A 16,167-nucleotide genomic window follows, 5' to 3' on the forward strand; every position below is an offset into this window, starting at 1 on the left:
GGAGATGCTCGGCCACTCCTCGATCACCATCGCGGCCGACACGTACACGAGCCTGTTCCCCGAGGCCGACCTCGCCATCGCCGAGGCCGCAGCCAGGCTTGTATCGCGCGCCCGCGCCACCTCAGAGAACACCGCTCCCACAGAGGAGCCAGAGCCCGCCGACGCGGAGAAGGCCGACGCGGAGTCCGTGCCGAACGGTGCTGATCCGTTGGGAGACATTCGGGAGATCAACTCCCCGTCCGCTCACGCAAACGGCCCCGGACGAGGAGTCCGAGGCCGATTAGAAGCCCTCCCCGGGTAGAAATCCCAGGTCAGAACGGTAACGCGTTGTGCCCCCGGCAGGATTCGAACCTGCGACACCCGCTTTAGGAGTTTTCCCTGGGCGGGGCTGTGACCTGCAGAAATGTCGACCATGGTGTGTCTGGCCTGGGAAAGCACCCCTCTGTAGTCCTCGTGGGTTCACGGGGTTTCCCGGCCTCATGTGTGCTGAACCCGTTCTGCCCGTGCGCCGTCGGCAGAGGGAGGAAGCGTCCCCTGTTCTCGGGATCACGCGGGAGGGGTCGGCTGGACGAGTCCCGTCTGGTAAGCGATGACCACGAGTTGGGCGCGGTCGCGGGCGCCGAGCTTGGTGATGGCTCGCTGGATGTGCGTGCGGACGGTCAGCACGCTGAGGAAGAGTGTCTCGGCGTTGGACTTGCCCTCGGCTGCCAAGGCCGTCACCTCACGTTCGCGGGGCGTCAGGTCCTGCAGGCGTTCCGGTGGCGCCAGGAGGGTGTCTTGTGCCCCGGGTGTGGTGAGGAAGCGGGTGATGAAGGCGCGGGTGGCTCCGGGTGACAGGAGTGCCTCGCCGGATGCGACGGTGCGGATGCCGGCCAGGAGGGCATCGGTGGTGACGTACTTGCCGAGGAAGCCGCTTGCGCCTGCGCGCAGCGCCTTGGCCACGTACTCGTAGGTCTCGAACATGATGAGGATGAGGATGCGGGTGCCGGCCAGGTCGGGGTCGTCGCAGATGGTTGTAGTGGCGGCGAGGCCGTCGGTGCCGGGCATGCGGATATCCATGAGGACGACGTCGGGGTGGTGGGTCTGGACGAGTTCCACCGCTTCCTGGCCGTTGGTGGCCTCGCCCACCACTTGCATGTCTGCGCAGGAGTCGATCAGGAGCCGGAACGTGCCTCGCAGCAGGGCCTGGTCGTCGGCGAGCAGGACGCGGATGGTCACGGCATGGCCTTTTGCGGTTGTGCCAGGAGTTCGTCCTGAGCGTGGGTGTGGAGCGGCAGTGCGGTGGTGACTTCGAAGCCGCCTTGGGGGCGGGGCCGGCCCGCAGTTCGCCGCCGACGGAGTGGGCGCGTTCGCGCATGCCCATCAGGCCGTAGCCGCCGCCCGGGACCGCCGGCACGGTGGCGTTGCCGTCGTTGGTGACGTTGATGAGCAGCCGGGAGCCGAAGTAGGTGAGCCGGATGTGGGCCGCGTGGCCGGCTGTGTGTTTGGTGGCGTTGGTGAGGGCTTCCTGAATGATCCGGTACGCCGTCAGGTCCACACCCGGTGACAGGGGGCAGGGATCCCCATCGGTGGTGACGGTGACGTCGATAATCTCTGCGTCGCGCCCTCGCGCGGTGACCGTATCGACCGTGGTAGTCGACAGGCATGCCGATGAAGCCTTCCGGTGCCGTGGACCGTTCGTCTTGGTTCGGGCAACTGCGCCATGTGATCAGTCGTTCGCCAGTCGGGCGCGGATGGCGGCGGAGCAGGGACATCGAGCTGTGGTCGCGTTCGCTGGGCTTTGCCGCGCTGGGGTTTCTCACGCTGGTGCCGCTGCTGATCATTGTCTCCTCTGCCGATCCCGAGCACGGGCGGGGGTTCGCGCAGTGGCTGGGGGAGGGGCTCGGCGTGTCGAGGGCATCCAGGCGGCAGGTCGAGCAGTTGTTCATCCCGCCCGGCCAGGCACTGCGGACCACGACCGCTTTCGGTCTCGCCGCCCTTGCCGTGTTCGGTCTGACCTTCGGGGCGGCGGTGCAGACCGGCTACGAGAAGGTCTGGGACCTGCCCCCGGCCCGCTGGTGGGCCAGATGGCGGCATGTGGTGTGGCTCGGCATCCTCACCGGATACCTCTTCGTCTTCGGCACCACCACGCTGCGCCGCGAACCCCTGGCCGGTGGGGCCGTGGCCTCGCTGAGCGCCGTGCTGTTCCTGTGGTGGTCCCAGCGCCTGCTGCTCGGCGGGAGGATCCGCTGGCACGCCCTGCTGCCCGGCGCCGTGGCCACCGCGATCGGGCTGCTCGGCCTGAGGATCTTCTCCCGGCTCGTCTTCTCGCCGTTGATCGGATCCAACGCCGTCACCTACGGCCCCGTCGGAACCGTCCTGGTCATCCAGTCCTGGCTGGTCGGCGTGGGTGTCGTCGTCTTCGGCGGTGCACTGGTCGGCCGACTGCTGTACGAGGAACTCCCACGCATGGCGCACGCTCTGAAACGGCGTAAGTGAGATGCGGCCCTGCAACTGGTCATTTCGTCTGGGCCGTGAGTTCGTCAAAGCTGCCCAGCTCTGGTTCCTCCTCATGGGGCTGCCGCGTGCAGGCTTCCAAAGCCCTGGACGTAGTCGGCGTGGTGGACGGACAGGGCGGCGATCCGGTTCTCGAACTGCTCCGGGAGGGAACCGTGCTGCTTGAACGCGCTCACCGAGTTCCTGTTCGGCTGTCCGGACATCACCCTCGTGGCGGGCGACGGCACGGGCGTACTCCGGCCCGAAGCACCGCTTCAATCCACCACCGCCCTGCACTCGTTCATGTCCTGAGCGTTGAGGACGGCCGGGTGGTGTCCGCGCCACGCGGGCGCCACCCGGGGCGTTCGTGGTCAGCGCCTGAAAGCGTCCTTGGCCTTGTCGCCGGCCTGCTTCAGGCTTCCGGACACCCGATCGGTCCTGCCTTCGCGCTGCAGTCGCCGATTGCGGCTGGTCCGGCCGATGCGTTCGGTGATCCGGCCCTTGAATTCCTGTGTCTTGTGCTTGATCGCCTGTCCGATGCTCATGACTGTCCTCCGCGTGTCCGCTGGATGGGCTCCCGCGCGTGATCGCCGTACAGGCGGTCGTGTCCGCGGGGGATGGGCGTGGATGGACTACCTGCGGCTGCGGCTGTACCGGCGCCGGCCACCGCTGTGTCCGCGTACGGCGAAGCCGACGATCCAGAGGACCGCCAGGACCACCAGGGTCACCAGAAGGAGAAGAATCCAGAACATTGCCGGGCCTCCAGAACGCGGGGATTTCCTTGATTCCGCGGGGTCCGGGCGAAGCGGGAAGGTGCAATGCTGCGGCCGAATAATCCGGAGTGGCATTGCCCTACGCCGTGCTGCCAGTCAACGCCCGGCAACCTCCCTTGTCAACGAAGAGTCGACATGGGGGAGTTGTGGGAGCCGGGCAGGAGCCGCCGGGGTGAACTGAGCCTCGGCGGGTGCTTCGGCCGGCTCGGTCGGCGGCGTCGGCAGGATGTGGTCCTCCCACCAGGACAGGGCCATCACGGTGGCGAGCAGGACGAAGGGGGTCGAAGCGGGAACGATCAGCGCGTACATGTGTACCGCCTGGTGTGGGATGCGTGCGACGCGGCGGCCACCAGATCGGTGCCCGCTCGGGGCGCATTGGGGCGCGACCGGGATCGCGTGACGATGAGCGCGTACGGGAACGGCCTCGCTCGTGACGCGGCGGGTTCCGGCACCGATGCGCAGGGTGCGCCCCCCCCTGGGGAGCGCGCTGGCGGTGCGACGCTGCCGGGGGCAGGGGCGGCATGTCGCACGCTAGCCCTCGCAGCGGTTCCCCGACAGGCGTCAAGCAGCCATCTGTGCCGCGCGGGCCTCGCTCACGTCGCACGGTATCCACAACCTCTGGACAGGGCTACGCTGTGGGTGAGGCCCCAGTCCCCGGTATGGATGCGGTATCACGCTCCCGGGGAGGCCCACCGTGCTCGTCCTGCTCCTCATCCTCATCGCGGTCCTGTTCGGCTTCGGTTTCCTCGATCCCATCTGGTGGGTGGCCGCGGCTGTGCTCGTCTACGCCGCCACCCACCGCGGCCGCGATCGCGGCGGAGGCCGGAGCCGTAGCGGCAGTTCCGATCTCGGGGACTACCGGGACTACCAGGAACGCCGGAATCGCCAGGAACGCTGGGACCGTCGCTACAGCCGTCAGAACCGGGCGCGTTGGCGGCGGGAGGACCGTCGGGACCGCGAACGCCGCGGGTGACCCATGAAGTGGCCGGGTAGCCACGGGTTCCGGTACGGCTACAGCCAGGCCCGACGCGTCGAGACAGTCGAGAGATGAGGCGGCGATCTCACCCGGACAACCACGGGTGCGACTCACAACCGCACAGGCTCGTCATCCAGGTGAGGAGAGGTCATGATTCACGCAGCCGACGTCCGAGAGTGGCGCAACCGCGATGTCGTCGACACCGAGTCGCGCAAGATCGGTGTCCTGGAGGCGGTCTATGTGGACACCACCACCGATGAGCCGGCCATGGCCACGGTACGGACCGGACTGCCCACCCGGCATCGTCTTGTCTTCGTCCCGCTTGCGGACGCGATCGCCGGACCGGGTTATCTCAGGGTCGGTTATGTCAGAACGCTGGTGAAGCAGGCCCCTTCGATCGGCACCGACGATGTGCTGCCCGCCGAGCAGGAGGAAGCGGTCTTCAAGCACTACGGACTGCCCTACGAGCCTGGTGCGGCCGGCGAACGGCAACTGGCGCGTCGCTGACGATCTATGGACTGGATGACAGCCCTGTGAGGTGAGGACCATGCACCAGGTGACCACGCTCAGTGAAGAACAGCGGTTGTTGAGAACTGCTTCTTCGGCGGAGGACGCGGCGTTGCTGGCCGAGGTGGTCGAACTACGCGTCAGAAATGAGCAGTTGGGGCGGGCGCTGGCCAGCCATGCGGTAATCGACCAGGCCCGCGGCATGGTGATGGCCCTGGCCCGGTGTCCCAGCGACAGGGCCTGGGACCTGCTGGTGGACGTGTCGCAGCACTGCAACGTCAAGCTCCGTGACGTGGCTGCGGCTCTGGTCGCCACGACGCGGGACCGGACGCTCCCCGAACCGATACAGCGGGAGCTGCGCCGAGCGCTGAGGCGTCTCCATGCGGCGGACCGGAGATGACCGCGCTGCGGCAGGAGGTGGTGCGCCTTCTGGGCGCCGCCGGCCATGCGGCTCGCCTGGCGCCTCCGTCATCGTGGGCGAGTCCCTCGAAACGGCACTTCCGTGGCCACCTTGGGGTGTGCACGTACCGCGACGCGTACAGGAGTCGAACAGACGGTGCAGAGCAGTAAAGGCCCCGGCAACCCCGTGGGTCAGGACCCCAGACCGGCGAGGGGCTCCGTGCTGTCGATGAGGGCGCGGGCCACATCGGCCAGGCGCCGGTTGTGGGCGCGGGCGTAACCGCGCAGCGCGGTGAACGCCTGCTCCATGTCGATGCCCTGGCGTTCGGCGAGTTTCCCCTTGGCCTGTTCGATCAGGACCCGGCTGTTCAGCGCCGTCTGCAGTTGTTCGTTGAGCACCGTGCTGCGCTCAGCGGTGCGTTGTTGCAGCAGGCTGATGGTGGCGACGTCGGCCAGGGCCTGAGCGACGGGTGTGCCGGCCGGGTCGAAGGGGCCGGGGGCGGTGCGGAAGAGGTTCAAGGCGCCGACGATCTCGTCCCGCAACCGCATGGGCAGGGCCTGGACCGCCCCGAACCCGCTGCGCTGGGCCGCCGCCGCGAAGCGCGGCCAGCGGGTGGTCACCGTGCCGAGGTCGGGGACGATCACCGGTACGCCGGTGCGGAAGCACTCAAGGCAGGGGCCTTCGTCGTTCTGGAGCTGGAAGAGCTCCAGCAGCCGCACCCGTTCGTCGGAGGCGGCCATGACACGGAGTTTGCCGTCCCGGTCGGCGAGCAGCACCCCAGCGGCGCTCGCGTCGAGCATGCCGACGCAGCGGTCGGTCAGTAGGCGCAGGAAATCGATGATGTCGAAGTCGGCGACCAGATTGTCGGCCAGCTCGACGAAGGTCTTGGCCAGAAGCTGTTGATCCATCGTGGGCACCCTCGATTGAGACTAGACCCTGCCCGAAGGGGCGGGAAGTACGGTACGTTCCTCGGCCGGGACCCATACGTCAGGATTCCTCCTCGGCCTGGTCCGGCTCCGCGTGAGGGGAGAAACGAAGCCGTCGGGCCACCACGTCGGCGGCCACATCCGCGAGCCGGCGTCCCTGCGCATAGGCGTGGGCGCGGAGCCGGACGAAGGCTTCTTCGATGCCGACTCCGAGCTGAACCGTGAGCATCCCGCTGGCCTGGTCGATCTCCGCTCGGTATGCGCTCAGGTCCTCGTAACCGCGGTCCGGCATCGGCCCGCCGGCCGGCGCGCCCGTCTCGTCGATCCTTGTGTCGAGCAGGAGCAGCGTCGCGAGATCGGCGAACGCCAGTGCGTCGGCCAGTTCCTCCGTTTCCAGTACGGTCGGAATGCTGGCGTACAGGTCCAGAACCCCCGGGCTGATCGCTCCCTTCTGCAGAGGGAGCGAGAACACCGCGCGGGCTCCGGCTTCCAGGGCCGCATCGGCGAACACGGCCCAGTGGTCCTGAAGTCCGGTGGTGAGCAGATCGGGTGTCAGGACGGCCGAGCCGCGTGCAAAGGCATCCACGCAGGGCCCCTCGCCCAGCGTGAGCTGGAGTTCTTCCAGTTGCTCGCTGATGTCGTCGGTGCTGCACAACGGATGGCTCGCCGCGGCCTTGGACATCGCCGACAGCCCCGCCCCGCCAACCGGCAGCGCCGCCACGGCCGCGGTGCACACGTCCACCACACTCACCCGGGCACCTCGTCGGACCGCCTGCTCGGCCACCAGCATCCGAATGCGGGTCGACCGCCTGTCAGGCCCCACTGGGGCCACCGCCTCCAGGCATCGTGACAAGGCCCTTCAGCCTCGCCGCGGTGTGTTCCCCGAGGGGCAGTACCCGTGCGCGGAACGTGGTGGCGCCCGCCGGCCTGCGAAGCTCTCCGATGTCCAGCCACCCCCAGGAGCGGAGCGCAACGAGGGCCCGGCGATCGGCCCGGTCTACCAGGGTGGCGCCGAGCGATGCCTGATGGTCGGTCAGCAGCCGCTCCTGCACGCGACGGGCGAGTTCCCGGTCCTGCGAGTGCGGCCGGATCAGAATGTCGGCGAACGCTAAGACGTTGCCGGACACGGTGAGTTGCTCGATGCTGCGCGGCAATGCTCCGTCGAAACCGAGCCACCAGGAGCCGTCGCCGCCCACCGGGAATCCGAAGGCGCATCCCATCAGGCTGTCCGTCTCGGCGGTCACCATGGCGAATCCCGGTCGGCGCATGTCCACGGTGAGGCGGTTCAGGAAGTTCTGGCGGCCGGGACGGCGGTATGGATCATCCGTCGCCGATGCGCGGGACTCCACATACAGAGCCACCAGATCCTCATGCAGGCCCTCCACCAGCCAACGGTTCAGCCGATGCAACCGCGCCGGAGTCATGGCTGAGGGCTCGCCGGCCCCCGGCTTGGGTGACTGTCCCAGCCCGGGTTCGGCTGTCATCGCGGACACGCGCACCAACGGCGCGCGGGCTTGAGGCCGGTCTCACCGGCCAGGGTGATCAGTGCTCGCCTGCCCCGGTCGCGCCGGTAGAGGTTCAGCTGCGGAAGGGTCATGACACCTCGGTTCATGGGGCTCGGCCGCTCCTCGCACAGCCGATGGCCCGGTGACGGAAACCGTCTGGTCACCTGGGGTGAGTCGTACGGCTGCGGCGGCGCGTTGAGAAGCGGCCGCGGCCCCCGTCGGGGTGGTCCCGCCGTTCTCCGGTGGTTGGCGACTCGGACCGGTCGGGTCCCACCGGGGGCTGCGGTGTGCCGTGGCCGCGGCGGCCGGGCCGGGGGGCGCTGTACCGGTGCACGGCGATTCTGTCGGCGTGCTGGATGTTGAGCCGGTGGATCACGTATGCCGCCGCTGCGATGAGAACCACGAAGGCGATGACTGTCAGGAAGGCGTTCATGGCGGGCTCCTCACGCACCGATGATCAGGCGGCTGGCCCGACCGGGCGGACCGGGTTGTTCCGGAACGGCCGCGGACACCGCGAAGGCGCCGCCCTCGTACTCCCACGCCTCGTCCGGGTCCCGTGGCTTGTCGGTCGCGGAGACGCCGTGCCGGGCCTCGTCCGCGGCGATGAGCGCGCTCGCGGTCAGTGGCGGGCCGTCGTAGTCGGACGCGGCAGCCATCAGACGGGCCGCCGACTCCGCGCCGGTCTCGGGCGGGATGATCAGCAGGTCCCAGCGTCCGGTGCCGTAGGAGAGCAACAGCAGCTTGTGCGGGTCGATTTCCGGGGTGAACCAGCCGACCTTGACGATGTGGCCGTTCACGGGAACCTTGCGGGGGATGACCGGCCAGTGCTCCGGGTTGACGGCGATGCGGGTGATGCGGCCCCACAAGGGGTCCAACACGTCGGTCAGTGCCGGCAGTTCGCTCAGCAGATCCCGGGAGCGGGGCCACCAGGCACCGTCCAGGAGTCCACGGGAGGTGCCGTCGGTCTTCAGGGCGAGACGCGCGGCCGGGGCTGCGACGGGCTCGGGGTGCGGCATGGTGGGGTGCAAGGTCGCCGACATGATGCGGACCCGTCTCCGGGCCGCCTCTACGGCGGCCCGGGTTTCATCTTTCGCCGAGGACGACCCGGCGTGGAAGCCGGTGTGCGAAATGCTCTCGGTACTGTCCACACTACTCCGCGTTCCGCCCCGGCGCGGAGTAGTGGCTGCCTAGATGTGGAGCAGTCGCTGGATGATCTCCCGGTACTGCCTCATCGCCAGCCGGAGTTCCTCGGACTGCGTTCCCGGGTCCCGGTCCTGCCAGTCGGCGCGCAGGACACGCCCCTGTTCCGCGAGGGCGTTCACGAGCTGGGCGGTGGCTTCGTCGTAGGCGCTCTCGGCCTCTTCCAGTGCCTCGCGCGGCGTGTCGGCGAAGGTGTTGAGTGCGTGCCGGAGGCGCAGGAGGATCTTGTCCCTTTCGGCCGCCGGGAGCAGTGGCTCCGGGCCTGGAGTACGGCGCTCGGCGGGGCCCTGAGTCTGGCCCGCGGGCTGCTGGGCACGTGTCTGGTCGTACATCATCGAGGGCTGCTTCCGTCCCGCCTGAAGGCGTCCTTGGCCTTCTCGACAGCCTGTTTCAGGCTTCCGGAGGCCCGGTCGATCCTGCCCCGGCGCTGCAGTCGCCTGTTGCGGGTGACCCGGCCGAGCTCTTCCGTGATCCTGCCCTTCATCGTCTGCGCCTGGTTCCTGACGGTCCGTGAAACGATCATGGCCGGCCTCGCTGTTGTCCGGTGCTTCGCGAGTCTTCCTAGTGTGGGGCCGCGGACTGCGGAAACGCCGGACGCTCCTGAACCGCTGTGTGCCGTCCGTGACCGCATGACTGCCGCCGATGGCTGCGGCACGTCTCTAGGCAGGGACGCGGGCATGCCGGAGTGGTGCTCCGGCCTGGTGGAGACTTGCGAGGGCCAGCCGGTAGGAGGTGATCAGCCCGGTCTCCACGTAGTCCAGACCCAGGTCCTGGCAGTGGCGCCGCACGATGGTTCGGGCCTTGGGCAGGTTGGGGCTGGGCATGCTGGGAAACAGGTGGTGTTCGATCTGATGGTTCAGCCCGCCCAGCGCGATGTCGGTGAACCTGCCGCCGCGCACGTTGCGTGAGGTGAGCACTTGGCGGCGGAGGAAGTCCGGGCGGTCTTCGCCTGTCAGGATCGGCATGCCCTTGTGGTTGGGCGCGAAGAGGGAGCCGAGGTAGACGCCGAACAGGCACTGGTGGACCGCGAGGAAGGCGATCGCCATGCCGGGCGGCAGCAGCCAGAGCAGGACGGCCAGGTAGGCCGCGAAGTGCGCGAACAGCAGGGCGCCGTCGAGCGTTCGGTGCTTGAGTGAGCGATTGGCCAGCGCCTTCACGCTCGACACGTGCAGGTTGAAGCCCTCCAGCGTGAGGAGCGGAAAGAACAGGAACGCCTGCCAGCGGCCGATCAGGCGGGGCAGACCCTTGGCGGCCCGGGCCTGATCCTGGGACCAGACCAGCAGGTCGGGGTCGAGGTCGGGGTCGAGTTCCTCATGGTTGGGGTTGGCGTGGTGGCGGGTGTGTTTGTCGTGCCACCACCCGTAGCCCATCCCGATGCCGGCACCGGCGATCCGTCCGGACACCTCGCTGGCCCGGCGTCGCCGGAACACCTGACGGTGGGCCGCGTCATGGGCGAGGAGGGCGACCTGGCCGAAGACAACCGCCAGGAAGGCGGCGACCGCCAGTGTCCACCAACTGTCGCCGACGAGCGCGACGGCGACCCACCCACTGACGTAGAGCCCGGCCACCACTGTGATCCGCAGTGCGTAGTAGCCGGGACGGCGTCCCAGCAGGCCGGCGTCAGCGATCTTTCTCGACAATCGGGCGAAGTCACTGCCTGATGTCTCCGAGGGCGGGGGACGGATCATAGTTTTTCTGCTCATGTGATGGTGAAACTCTCTCCGAAGGAGGCAGATGGCTCGGCGCCGCATTGGGAGCCGCTGAGACCGGGCCGCGCGTGGGCATGCGCTTACTCCGCTGCGGGAAGCGCATCTGCATTGCGGGTGCCCTGCCAGACAGGACTCACACCGTTACAGGACAGGGCTTTCGGCTCCGTGCGCTTTCATGGCAGAACCGAACCCGGCCGGTGAAGCGGGTCCGCTCAGCACGGTGATGGCCGAATGCGTCGACCTGCCGTTGATGCCTGGCTGGCTAGGCCGCGGTTTCTGTGATGAGGACGGCGACGGTGACCAGGCCCGCGGCGTCAGTGATGGCTGCCTCGGCTACGGCGTCCCGGACGGCGCGGGCGACTTCCAACGGATGGTGTCCGGGGGCGACCGCGAGGTGGACCTCGATGCGTCGGCCCGGTGGATCGTCATCGTCCTCCATCTTGACCGGGCGGCCTCCCAGCACCGCGGTGAGGCGGGCGACGCCCGGAACACCCGTCGCGACATCCGCGAGCTCCCCGACGCGCCCCTGCATGGTTCCCGTTCCGGTCACCGGGGGAGAGCTTCGCGCGGCCGCTGCTTCCGGCTCCGACCCCATGGCCCTCGCTGCGGTCCGCGACTTCATGCCTGTCTCCGGGCCCTCATGGAGATCCGTGACGCGTAGGTCAGCTGTCACGGCGGCCAGGCCGAGCCGGTCGGCGGCCGCGTAGAGCAGTGTGCTCCGCAACTGGTCGGCGGTCTCGGGCACTGGCTGCTCGAGGGATGCCGTGAAGGCGGCCTCGATCCTGAGCGGGCCAGGCGGTAGCGCGCTGACCGGTGGACGGACGGCCGGCTCGGACACGGGCTCGAACGGTGCCGGCCCGATGCGCAGAGAGTCCAGCCACACACCGGGAATCTCAGCGGCAGCACGCCCGAGAGCCCGGACGGCCGCTTGCTCGGTGATCCATGTCCCGTCGTCGGGCCCGCCGAGCGGGAGCAGCCGGCCCAGGCCGAGCTGGTGCCGTACTGCCTGCGTCCATGCTTCGGTTTTCACCGGCCTCTCACCCCCTTCTTCCATGGCCGCGGTTCTCTTCCTGCCGCACTGCACCCGGAGTGTCCGCGAGTGCTCCGAGCAGGAGTGCTCGGGCCACTCGTTGGACCACCCGGCCTGACCGTCGACATTTAGAATAAAACGTGCTAATGCGAAATAATCAGCATAGAAGGTGCAATACGGGCTATACGGGCTATACGGGCTCTCGAAGGGAGTAACGCCCTGATGACTGAGAACACCGGTGTAAAGCATGGCGGTGCGCCCGGTTCTCGTGGCCGGACGACCATCGCCGATGTGGTGGTGGAGAAGATCGCCGGAATGGCGGCACGGGACGTGCTCGGCGTCCATGCCCTGGGCAGCGGATTCGCACGCTCGATGGGATCCATGCGGGAGCGGATGCCTGGCGCCGGTAGTGGCAAGTCCGTCACACGCGGCGTCAGTGTCGAGGTCGGGGACCTGCAGGCGGCCATCGATCTGGAGATCGTCGTCGACTACGGCGTCTCGATCACGGACGTCGCCGGTGCGGTGCGGGAGAACGTGATCTCCGCGGTGGAGCGGATGGCAGGTCGGGAAGTCGTGGAAGTCAACATCATGGTCAGTGACGTGAAGCTGCCCGACGAGGAGGACGAAGGGGACGAAGGGGAAGAGCGGCAGCGGATCCAGTAGCCGGGGCGGAGCAGCCCGCTTGAGTGAAGGAGCGCGTGATGAGCAGGGCCATGGTGGGCTTGATGGCCGGAATGGCGCTGGGTTTCGCCGCGTATTTCGGTGACTTCTGGGCTTTCCTGCTGGTGCTGGTGCTGGGCTTCGTCGGTCTCGTGCTCGGGCGGATCATGGAAGGTGATCTCGAACCGGGCGACTTCGTCCGCCGCCGAGACCGACAGGATCGGATCCGCGATGACCGGCGACGGGCTCGGGGAGACTGGCGGCAGTGACCGGTGAGGCAGATCGGCGTCCGGGCATCCCCCGCGGGGAGCGCGGCGCGATCACCGTCGCCGACCGGGTCGTAGCGAAGATCGCTTCCCAGGTGGCGCGCGACGCGCTGAGCCGCTTCACCGAGTCGGCCGGCCACGTACCACCCGGCCGCCGGACGCCACGCGTGACCACATCTGTGCAGCGGGCGCCGGAGCGGAATACCGCAGGACGAGACGACGAATCTGCCGCCGGACGGCAGGCGTTGCTCTTCGAGGCGCGGATGCGCATCACCGTCGAGCTCGGCTATCCGTCCGACATCGGGGCGCAGTGCGCCGCCGTGCGCCGGGAGGTTACCGAACGGCTCAGGACATGGACCGGCATGGAGGTGTCCGACCTCGTGGTGTCGGTCGAGAGGCTGCACTCGGTGCACACGCGGCACACGGACCGGGAGAGGGTGAGATGAGCGCGAACACCTGGCGGCAGCCGACCAGTGACAGCGACCTTCCCTCCGAGTCCGGACAGGCGGCTCCGTCCGCCGATGGCACCCCGGAGGCGGCCGCGGGCGCGACGGCGGCGAGGGATGAACCGGGGCGGTCGGCGCGCCGCTTCTGGTCTGCCCGGCGGATTCCCGCGGCCTTGGTGGCCCTGCTGTCCGCCGCGGCCGTTGGATTGCTCCTGTACGACGTGGTCTCGGTGCGGGCCGGCCGGTCTGCGATGCGCTGGCGGCGGCGGCTCGCCGAGGAACTGGCCACACGGCCACTGGACGACATCTGGATGATCGTCGGGGCCGCAGTGGCGATGGCCCTCGGCCTGTGGCTTTTCCTGCTGGCGGTGACGCCGGGACTGCGCAGGCTGCTGACCATGCGGCAGCCCACCGACATCCCCGGGACAGAGGAGGTCCGCGCCGGGCTCGACCGCCGCGCGGCAGCCCTGGTCCTACGCGACCGGGCCATGCAGGTGCCCGGAGTCCAGTCGGCACAGGTCGCTGTCGGCCGCCGGAAGGTCAAAGCCCGGGCACGGGCACATTTCCGCGATCTCGAGGACGTCCGCACGGACCTGGACGCCACGCTGGGCGAAGCCGTGACGTCCTTGCGTCTCGCCCGGCCACCCACGCTGACCGTGCACGTCCGGCGCCCGAAGGGCTGAGGTGATCCCGATGCTCAAGACGGTGAACCGGGTGCTGCTGGGGCTTCTCGGCCTCGGACTGTTCGCCCTGGGCGGCGGCGTGCTGCTGGGCGGGCTGGATCTGCAACGCCACTGGGGATTCGGCATGCCGGGCTGGTGGCCCTTCCGTGGACCGAACGATGTGGTGCTGGGCACCGAGGGGCGCACCCGGTGGCGGGATGAAGGCTGGTGGTGGCCGACCGTCATCGCGGTGCTCGCCGTGCTGCTGGCCCTGCTGTTGTGGTGGCTCCTTGCACAGCGCAGACACCGCCTGGGCGGGGTCCTCGTCGACAGCGAAGACGGCGCGGCGGCCCGACTCGACGGCCGCACGCTGGAGGACGTGATCGAGGAAGAGGCGCAGGCCCTCGACGGGGTCTCGCGGGCTCATGTACGGCTGACGGGCCGAAGTACCGCTCCCACCGCACGCGTACGGCTGTTGCTGGAGCCTCACGCGGATCCAGCATGGACCCTGGGGCGACTGAGCCGGGAAACGCTCGCACATGCACGAAACTCGGCCGGCCTGGACCGCCTCCCGTCGGAGGTCCGAATCCGGGAAGTCCGCCACCGCGCCCAACGCGCCGCCTAGGATCGCGTGGGCCGAAGTCTTATGGGGGTACCGGCTGTGAGGCGTCCTGGATTCCTGACCGCCTCGTAGCGTCCTCGTCGCCGGCTTCTCCTTCCTGGGGACCATCGGGATCATCCTGGTTGTCGTTGGCATCATCCTGTGGACCCTGGGATCGGTGGGGCACGCTGTCGGCGGACGCCGCCACTACTGGTAGCGGCCGGTGTGCCGGGGCCGTCACGTGCCACTCGTCGGCCGGCGCGACACCCGAGCACGGTCACAGCGTGTCCCGCCGTACTCGAGAGGCCACGCAGATCCCGCGCGGTTCCTTCCCGGGAGGCATCCCGTCATGGTCCTCTTCCTGACCCTGCTCATCGCCGGAATCGCTCTGGTAGCCATCGGCGCGGCCGTCGACAGCATGCTCTATCTGTTGTCCGTCGGCGTACTACTCCTCATCGCCGATCTGCTCTACCTGGCGGCCCGCTCCATGTGGCGCTCCACTCGGCGCCCGGACCGCTGAAGAGCCCGGCCATGGCGGCGGACCCAAGTGCCGCCGCGCGTACGGCCGTTCGGTGGTGCCACGGTGCCGGGCCGACCGTCCGGCCGAGCCGACGCGGCGACGGCGGACGGGGCAGCGATCGGGTCTCGAAACTGGTCGCCGGCGGGGAAGCCGCGGTCCTTCGCCAGGCGCGCGAACGGCGCGTCTCCGTCGTCCGGCTCCACGACCTGCGTCGCGGTGCCGCGACACTGGCCCACGCGGCGGCGCCCGACCTGACAGACCACCAGGAGATGCTCGGCCACTCCTCGATCACCAGCACGGCAGACACGTACACGAGCCTGCTTCCCGAAGCGGACCCGGCGACCGATCGCCGAGGCCGCGGCCCGGCTCGTACCGCGCGTCCGCGCCACCTCCAAGAACAGGGCCACCGCAGCGGCGCCCGAGCCCGACAAGGCGGATGAGTCCGTGGCGGACGGTGCTGATCCGTCGGGAGAAAAATAGGAGCCCGGCGACCCGTCCGCTCACGCAAACGGCCCCGGACGAGGAGTCCGAGGCCGAACAGAGCGCCTCCCTGGAGAGGAAACCCTCAGGTCAGCGGCGCAATGCCTGGTGCCCCCGGCAGGATTCGAACCTGCGACACCCGCTTTAGGAGTTTTCCCGGGAGAGGGCTGTGACCTGCGGAAACGTCCATCGCATGGCGTCCGGCCTGGGAAAACACCCCTCCGTAGTTCTCGCGCGTTCACGGGGTTTCCTGGCCTCATGTGTGCCACATCCGTTCGGAGGACCGCGCCCCGTCGTAGGTCGAAATGCGGAAGACCAGGCGGCTATGAACGGCCCGGTGTTCCCGTCGTAGCCGTTCCAGCAAGAGCGCCTGCCGCGTCGCGGTGGTGGACGTCCGCGGCGGTCACTGCTGCGGCCAGGGCCAGGCCGAGGTGGTGCGCACCAGGTGCCGCTTGTGGCTGCCTGCCTTCTTCTCGCCGCCTTGACGGGATGCCGAGCGCGGGATGTTCACCGCTGTCCCCACGACTCCGGGTCCACGATCGCCGCGGTTGGTTCTGCCGCACGGACCTCCGTCTCGCTCACGTGGTCCAGTAGCCGCACCTTCTGTAACCGTTCCAGTTCGCACTGTTGACGCCTCACCCGCCTCCCCTTAACGTCGCGCCAGCATTTCGAACGTGTGACTATATTTCGAACGTCGAAAGGCGAGTGCCTTGTGCATTGCCGGAATCAGCACGCATTTGGTCGGAACGCGGCACCGACTCGAACAACGTGCCGGGCCGACCTGACCCTGACGACCTCGGCGGCCATGTGCGGATCCACGAGGGCGCCGAGCTGATCCGCCACGGGGCACGGCCCTGTCTGAAGTTCGGTGTGTCCAGGCGCCCGGGGATCTGTCTGTGCGGCACCCATCTGCGAAACCTGACCCTCGACACCGCCCGGGAGTGGCTGCCGCGCGTCCCACTCCTTCTCGACCTGCCTGCCGACTGCCGGCCCACTCCCCGCTTCCCCCTCGACGTCTGATACGCCGTCAT

General features: G+C 68.8%; 28 protein-coding genes and 2 pseudogenes. 15 read left to right on the forward strand and 15 right to left on the reverse strand.

What is annotated here, in order from left to right:
* Positions 1-4: 4 nt before the first annotated feature.
* Positions 5-301, forward strand: a complete 297-nt coding sequence (locus BLU79_RS06490; protein WP_256333173.1) for a hypothetical protein — start codon at positions 5-7, stop codon at positions 299-301.
* 245 nt (positions 302-546) lie between these two features.
* Here BLU79_RS06490 and BLU79_RS06495 read toward each other — a convergent pair whose 3' ends face one another.
* Both BLU79_RS06495 and BLU79_RS48860 read right to left on the reverse strand, forming a co-directional pair.
* Entirely contained in the window at positions 547-1,218 is a 672-nt protein-coding gene (locus BLU79_RS06495) for a response regulator transcription factor (RefSeq protein ID WP_093904628.1), read from the reverse strand.
* Positions 1,215-1,588, reverse strand: a pseudogene (locus tag BLU79_RS48860) (sensor histidine kinase); the annotation flags it as partial. The pseudogene BLU79_RS48860 and the gene BLU79_RS06495, both read right to left, overlap by 4 nt.
* A 56-nt stretch (positions 1,589-1,644) precedes the next feature.
* On the opposite strand from BLU79_RS48860, the gene BLU79_RS06505 reads away from it, so the two are divergent.
* Entirely contained in the window at positions 1,645-2,478 is an 834-nt protein-coding gene (locus tag BLU79_RS06505) for a YihY/virulence factor BrkB family protein (RefSeq protein ID WP_093904629.1), read from the forward strand.
* A gap of 71 nt (positions 2,479-2,549) precedes the next feature.
* Here BLU79_RS06505 and BLU79_RS49875 read toward each other — a convergent pair whose 3' ends face one another.
* Positions 2,550-2,672: a hypothetical protein gene (locus tag BLU79_RS49875; protein ID WP_371131818.1), complete on the reverse strand. Its 123-nt coding sequence runs from the start codon at positions 2,670-2,672 to the stop codon at positions 2,550-2,552.
* Here BLU79_RS49875 and BLU79_RS49880 point away from each other — a divergent pair.
* Positions 2,659-2,787 carry a hypothetical protein gene (locus BLU79_RS49880; protein ID WP_371131819.1) on the forward strand — a complete coding sequence of 43 codons (129 nt, stop codon included), beginning with the start codon at positions 2,659-2,661 and terminating at the stop codon, positions 2,785-2,787. The genes BLU79_RS49875 and BLU79_RS49880 overlap by 14 nt on opposite strands.
* 59 nt (positions 2,788-2,846) lie before the next feature.
* Here BLU79_RS49880 and BLU79_RS06510 read toward each other — a convergent pair whose 3' ends face one another.
* The 3 genes from BLU79_RS06510 to BLU79_RS06515 all read right to left on the reverse strand — a co-directional run bounded on the left by BLU79_RS06510 (position 2,847) and on the right by BLU79_RS06515 (position 3,557).
* Positions 2,847-3,020 carry a CsbD family protein gene (locus BLU79_RS06510; protein ID WP_093904630.1) on the reverse strand — a complete coding sequence of 58 codons (174 nt, stop codon included), beginning with the start codon at positions 3,018-3,020 and terminating at the stop codon, positions 2,847-2,849.
* An 87-nt stretch (positions 3,021-3,107) separates the two neighbouring features.
* A complete protein-coding gene (locus BLU79_RS47320; protein ID WP_107489275.1) occupies positions 3,108-3,227 on the reverse strand; it encodes a hydrophobic protein in 120 nt (39 codons plus the stop codon).
* 117 nt (positions 3,228-3,344) lie between these two features.
* Positions 3,345-3,557: a hypothetical protein gene (locus tag BLU79_RS06515; RefSeq protein WP_093904631.1), complete on the reverse strand. Its 213-nt coding sequence runs from the start codon at positions 3,555-3,557 to the stop codon at positions 3,345-3,347.
* A 385-nt stretch (positions 3,558-3,942) separates the two neighbouring features.
* On the opposite strand from BLU79_RS06515, the gene BLU79_RS06520 reads away from it, so the two are divergent.
* The 3 genes from BLU79_RS06520 (at position 3,943) to BLU79_RS06530 (ending at position 5,131) form a co-directional block, all read left to right on the forward strand.
* The gene (locus BLU79_RS06520) at positions 3,943-4,221 is read left to right on the forward strand and encodes a hypothetical protein (RefSeq protein WP_093904632.1); all 279 of its coding nucleotides are present in this window, start codon (positions 3,943-3,945) and stop codon (positions 4,219-4,221) included.
* 153 nt (positions 4,222-4,374) lie between these two features.
* On the forward strand, positions 4,375-4,731 hold the full coding sequence (locus BLU79_RS06525; RefSeq protein ID WP_093904633.1) for a PRC-barrel domain-containing protein: 357 nt from the start codon (positions 4,375-4,377) through the stop codon (positions 4,729-4,731).
* Positions 4,732-4,771: 40 nt separating this feature from the next.
* Complete coding sequence (locus BLU79_RS06530; RefSeq protein ID WP_093904912.1) at positions 4,772-5,131, forward strand: ANTAR domain-containing protein; 360 nt, start codon at positions 4,772-4,774, stop codon at positions 5,129-5,131.
* Between the two features lie 191 nt (positions 5,132-5,322).
* Here the strand turns inward: BLU79_RS06530 and BLU79_RS06535 are convergent, their stop codons facing one another.
* The 9 genes from BLU79_RS06535 to BLU79_RS06575 all read right to left on the reverse strand — a co-directional run bounded on the left by BLU79_RS06535 (position 5,323) and on the right by BLU79_RS06575 (position 11,501).
* Entirely contained in the window at positions 5,323-6,039 is a 717-nt protein-coding gene (locus BLU79_RS06535; RefSeq protein WP_093904634.1) for a GAF and ANTAR domain-containing protein, read from the reverse strand.
* 79 nt (positions 6,040-6,118) lie between these two features.
* The gene (locus BLU79_RS06540) at positions 6,119-6,808 is read right to left on the reverse strand and encodes an ANTAR domain-containing protein (RefSeq protein WP_256333174.1); all 690 of its coding nucleotides are present in this window, start codon (positions 6,806-6,808) and stop codon (positions 6,119-6,121) included.
* 61 nt (positions 6,809-6,869) lie between these two features.
* Positions 6,870-7,442 (reverse strand): hypothetical protein, encoded by a 573-nt coding sequence (locus BLU79_RS06545; protein WP_256333175.1) that lies wholly within the window; start codon positions 7,440-7,442, stop codon positions 6,870-6,872.
* A gap of 280 nt (positions 7,443-7,722) precedes the next feature.
* Complete coding sequence (locus tag BLU79_RS06550) at positions 7,723-7,995, reverse strand: hypothetical protein (RefSeq protein ID WP_093904637.1); 273 nt, start codon at positions 7,993-7,995, stop codon at positions 7,723-7,725.
* A gap of 10 nt (positions 7,996-8,005) precedes the next feature.
* Positions 8,006-8,710 (reverse strand): DUF5994 family protein, encoded by a 705-nt coding sequence (locus BLU79_RS06555; protein ID WP_093904638.1) that lies wholly within the window; start codon positions 8,708-8,710, stop codon positions 8,006-8,008.
* A 39-nt stretch (positions 8,711-8,749) separates the two neighbouring features.
* Positions 8,750-9,097 (reverse strand): hypothetical protein, encoded by a 348-nt coding sequence (locus BLU79_RS06560; protein ID WP_093904639.1) that lies wholly within the window; start codon positions 9,095-9,097, stop codon positions 8,750-8,752.
* Positions 9,094-9,285 (reverse strand): CsbD family protein, encoded by a 192-nt coding sequence (locus BLU79_RS06565; RefSeq protein WP_093904640.1) that lies wholly within the window; start codon positions 9,283-9,285, stop codon positions 9,094-9,096. Before BLU79_RS06565 ends, BLU79_RS06560 begins: the two co-directional genes overlap by 4 nt.
* Positions 9,286-9,421: 136 nt before the next feature.
* A complete protein-coding gene (locus BLU79_RS06570) occupies positions 9,422-10,465 on the reverse strand; it encodes a fatty acid desaturase family protein (RefSeq protein ID WP_177000893.1) in 1,044 nt (347 codons plus the stop codon).
* A gap of 268 nt (positions 10,466-10,733) precedes the next feature.
* Positions 10,734-11,501, reverse strand: a complete 768-nt coding sequence (locus BLU79_RS06575; RefSeq protein WP_371131820.1) for an Asp23/Gls24 family envelope stress response protein — start codon at positions 11,499-11,501, stop codon at positions 10,734-10,736.
* Positions 11,502-11,723: 222 nt separating this feature from the next.
* On the opposite strand from BLU79_RS06575, the gene BLU79_RS06580 reads away from it, so the two are divergent.
* From BLU79_RS06580 to BLU79_RS06610, 9 genes and pseudogenes are all read left to right on the forward strand, one after another.
* Positions 11,724-12,164 (forward strand): Asp23/Gls24 family envelope stress response protein, encoded by a 441-nt coding sequence (locus BLU79_RS06580; protein ID WP_093904643.1) that lies wholly within the window; start codon positions 11,724-11,726, stop codon positions 12,162-12,164.
* Positions 12,165-12,202: 38 nt separating this feature from the next.
* Entirely contained in the window at positions 12,203-12,430 is a 228-nt protein-coding gene (locus BLU79_RS06585; RefSeq protein ID WP_093904644.1) for a hypothetical protein, read from the forward strand.
* Positions 12,427-12,873, forward strand: a complete 447-nt coding sequence (locus BLU79_RS06590) for an Asp23/Gls24 family envelope stress response protein (RefSeq protein WP_093904645.1) — start codon at positions 12,427-12,429, stop codon at positions 12,871-12,873. The genes BLU79_RS06585 and BLU79_RS06590 overlap by 4 nt, the downstream gene beginning before the upstream one ends.
* Complete coding sequence (locus tag BLU79_RS06595; protein ID WP_093904646.1) at positions 12,870-13,556, forward strand: DUF6286 domain-containing protein; 687 nt, start codon at positions 12,870-12,872, stop codon at positions 13,554-13,556. The genes BLU79_RS06590 and BLU79_RS06595 overlap by 4 nt, the downstream gene beginning before the upstream one ends.
* Positions 13,557-13,566: 10 nt before the next feature.
* Positions 13,567-14,160 carry an alkaline shock response membrane anchor protein AmaP gene (gene amaP, locus BLU79_RS06600; protein ID WP_093904913.1) on the forward strand — a complete coding sequence of 198 codons (594 nt, stop codon included), beginning with the start codon at positions 13,567-13,569 and terminating at the stop codon, positions 14,158-14,160.
* Positions 14,161-14,236: 76 nt separating this feature from the next.
* Positions 14,237-14,353 (forward strand): annotated as a pseudogene (locus BLU79_RS48870) (DUF6131 family protein); the annotation flags it as partial.
* 132 nt (positions 14,354-14,485) lie between these two features.
* A complete protein-coding gene (locus tag BLU79_RS48105; RefSeq protein ID WP_177000894.1) occupies positions 14,486-14,656 on the forward strand; it encodes a hypothetical protein in 171 nt (56 codons plus the stop codon).
* 11 nt (positions 14,657-14,667) lie between these two features.
* Positions 14,668-15,096 carry a hypothetical protein gene (locus BLU79_RS48110; RefSeq protein WP_177000895.1) on the forward strand — a complete coding sequence of 143 codons (429 nt, stop codon included), beginning with the start codon at positions 14,668-14,670 and terminating at the stop codon, positions 15,094-15,096.
* A gap of 808 nt (positions 15,097-15,904) precedes the next feature.
* On the forward strand, positions 15,905-16,156 hold the full coding sequence (locus BLU79_RS06610; RefSeq protein ID WP_143052460.1) for a hypothetical protein: 252 nt from the start codon (positions 15,905-15,907) through the stop codon (positions 16,154-16,156).
* The last annotated feature ends 11 nt before the right edge of the window (positions 16,157-16,167 follow it).

Origin of the sequence: Streptomyces sp. cf386 (assembly GCF_900103585.1) — a bacterium.
Classification (GTDB): domain Bacteria; phylum Actinomycetota; class Actinomycetes; order Streptomycetales; family Streptomycetaceae; genus Streptomyces.

Bases quoted from the DNA above. Each gene is read 5' to 3' on its own strand.
- BLU79_RS48105 (WP_177000894.1), top strand. From the start codon at position 14,486: ATGGTCCTCTTCCTGACCCTGCTCATCGCCGGAATCGCTCTGGTAGCC.
- amaP (WP_093904913.1), top strand. From the start codon at position 13,567: ATGCTCAAGACGGTGAACCGGGTGCTGCTGGGGCTTCTCGGCCTCGGA.
- BLU79_RS47320 (WP_107489275.1), bottom strand. From the start codon at position 3,227: ATGTTCTGGATTCTTCTCCTTCTGGTGACCCTGGTGGTCCTGGCGGTC.
- BLU79_RS06505 (WP_093904629.1), top strand. From the start codon at position 1,645: ATGCCGATGAAGCCTTCCGGTGCCGTGGACCGTTCGTCTTGGTTCGGG.
- BLU79_RS06535 (WP_093904634.1), bottom strand. From the start codon at position 6,039: ATGGATCAACAGCTTCTGGCCAAGACCTTCGTCGAGCTGGCCGACAAT.
- BLU79_RS06530 (WP_093904912.1), top strand. From the start codon at position 4,772: ATGCACCAGGTGACCACGCTCAGTGAAGAACAGCGGTTGTTGAGAACT.
- BLU79_RS06490 (WP_256333173.1), top strand. From the start codon at position 5: ATGCTCGGCCACTCCTCGATCACCATCGCGGCCGACACGTACACGAGC.
- BLU79_RS06525 (WP_093904633.1), top strand. From the start codon at position 4,375: ATGATTCACGCAGCCGACGTCCGAGAGTGGCGCAACCGCGATGTCGTC.
- BLU79_RS06510 (WP_093904630.1), bottom strand. From the start codon at position 3,020: ATGAGCATCGGACAGGCGATCAAGCACAAGACACAGGAATTCAAGGGC.
- BLU79_RS06580 (WP_093904643.1), top strand. From the start codon at position 11,724: ATGACTGAGAACACCGGTGTAAAGCATGGCGGTGCGCCCGGTTCTCGT.
- BLU79_RS06515 (WP_093904631.1), bottom strand. From the start codon at position 3,557: ATGTACGCGCTGATCGTTCCCGCTTCGACCCCCTTCGTCCTGCTCGCC.
- BLU79_RS06585 (WP_093904644.1), top strand. From the start codon at position 12,203: ATGAGCAGGGCCATGGTGGGCTTGATGGCCGGAATGGCGCTGGGTTTC.
- BLU79_RS06595 (WP_093904646.1), top strand. From the start codon at position 12,870: ATGAGCGCGAACACCTGGCGGCAGCCGACCAGTGACAGCGACCTTCCC.
- BLU79_RS06560 (WP_093904639.1), bottom strand. From the start codon at position 9,097: ATGATGTACGACCAGACACGTGCCCAGCAGCCCGCGGGCCAGACTCAG.
- BLU79_RS48110 (WP_177000895.1), top strand. From the start codon at position 14,668: ATGGCGGCGGACCCAAGTGCCGCCGCGCGTACGGCCGTTCGGTGGTGC.
- BLU79_RS06565 (WP_093904640.1), bottom strand. From the start codon at position 9,285: ATGATCGTTTCACGGACCGTCAGGAACCAGGCGCAGACGATGAAGGGC.
- BLU79_RS06570 (WP_177000893.1), bottom strand. From the start codon at position 10,465: ATGAGCAGAAAAACTATGATCCGTCCCCCGCCCTCGGAGACATCAGGC.
- BLU79_RS06550 (WP_093904637.1), bottom strand. From the start codon at position 7,995: ATGAACGCCTTCCTGACAGTCATCGCCTTCGTGGTTCTCATCGCAGCG.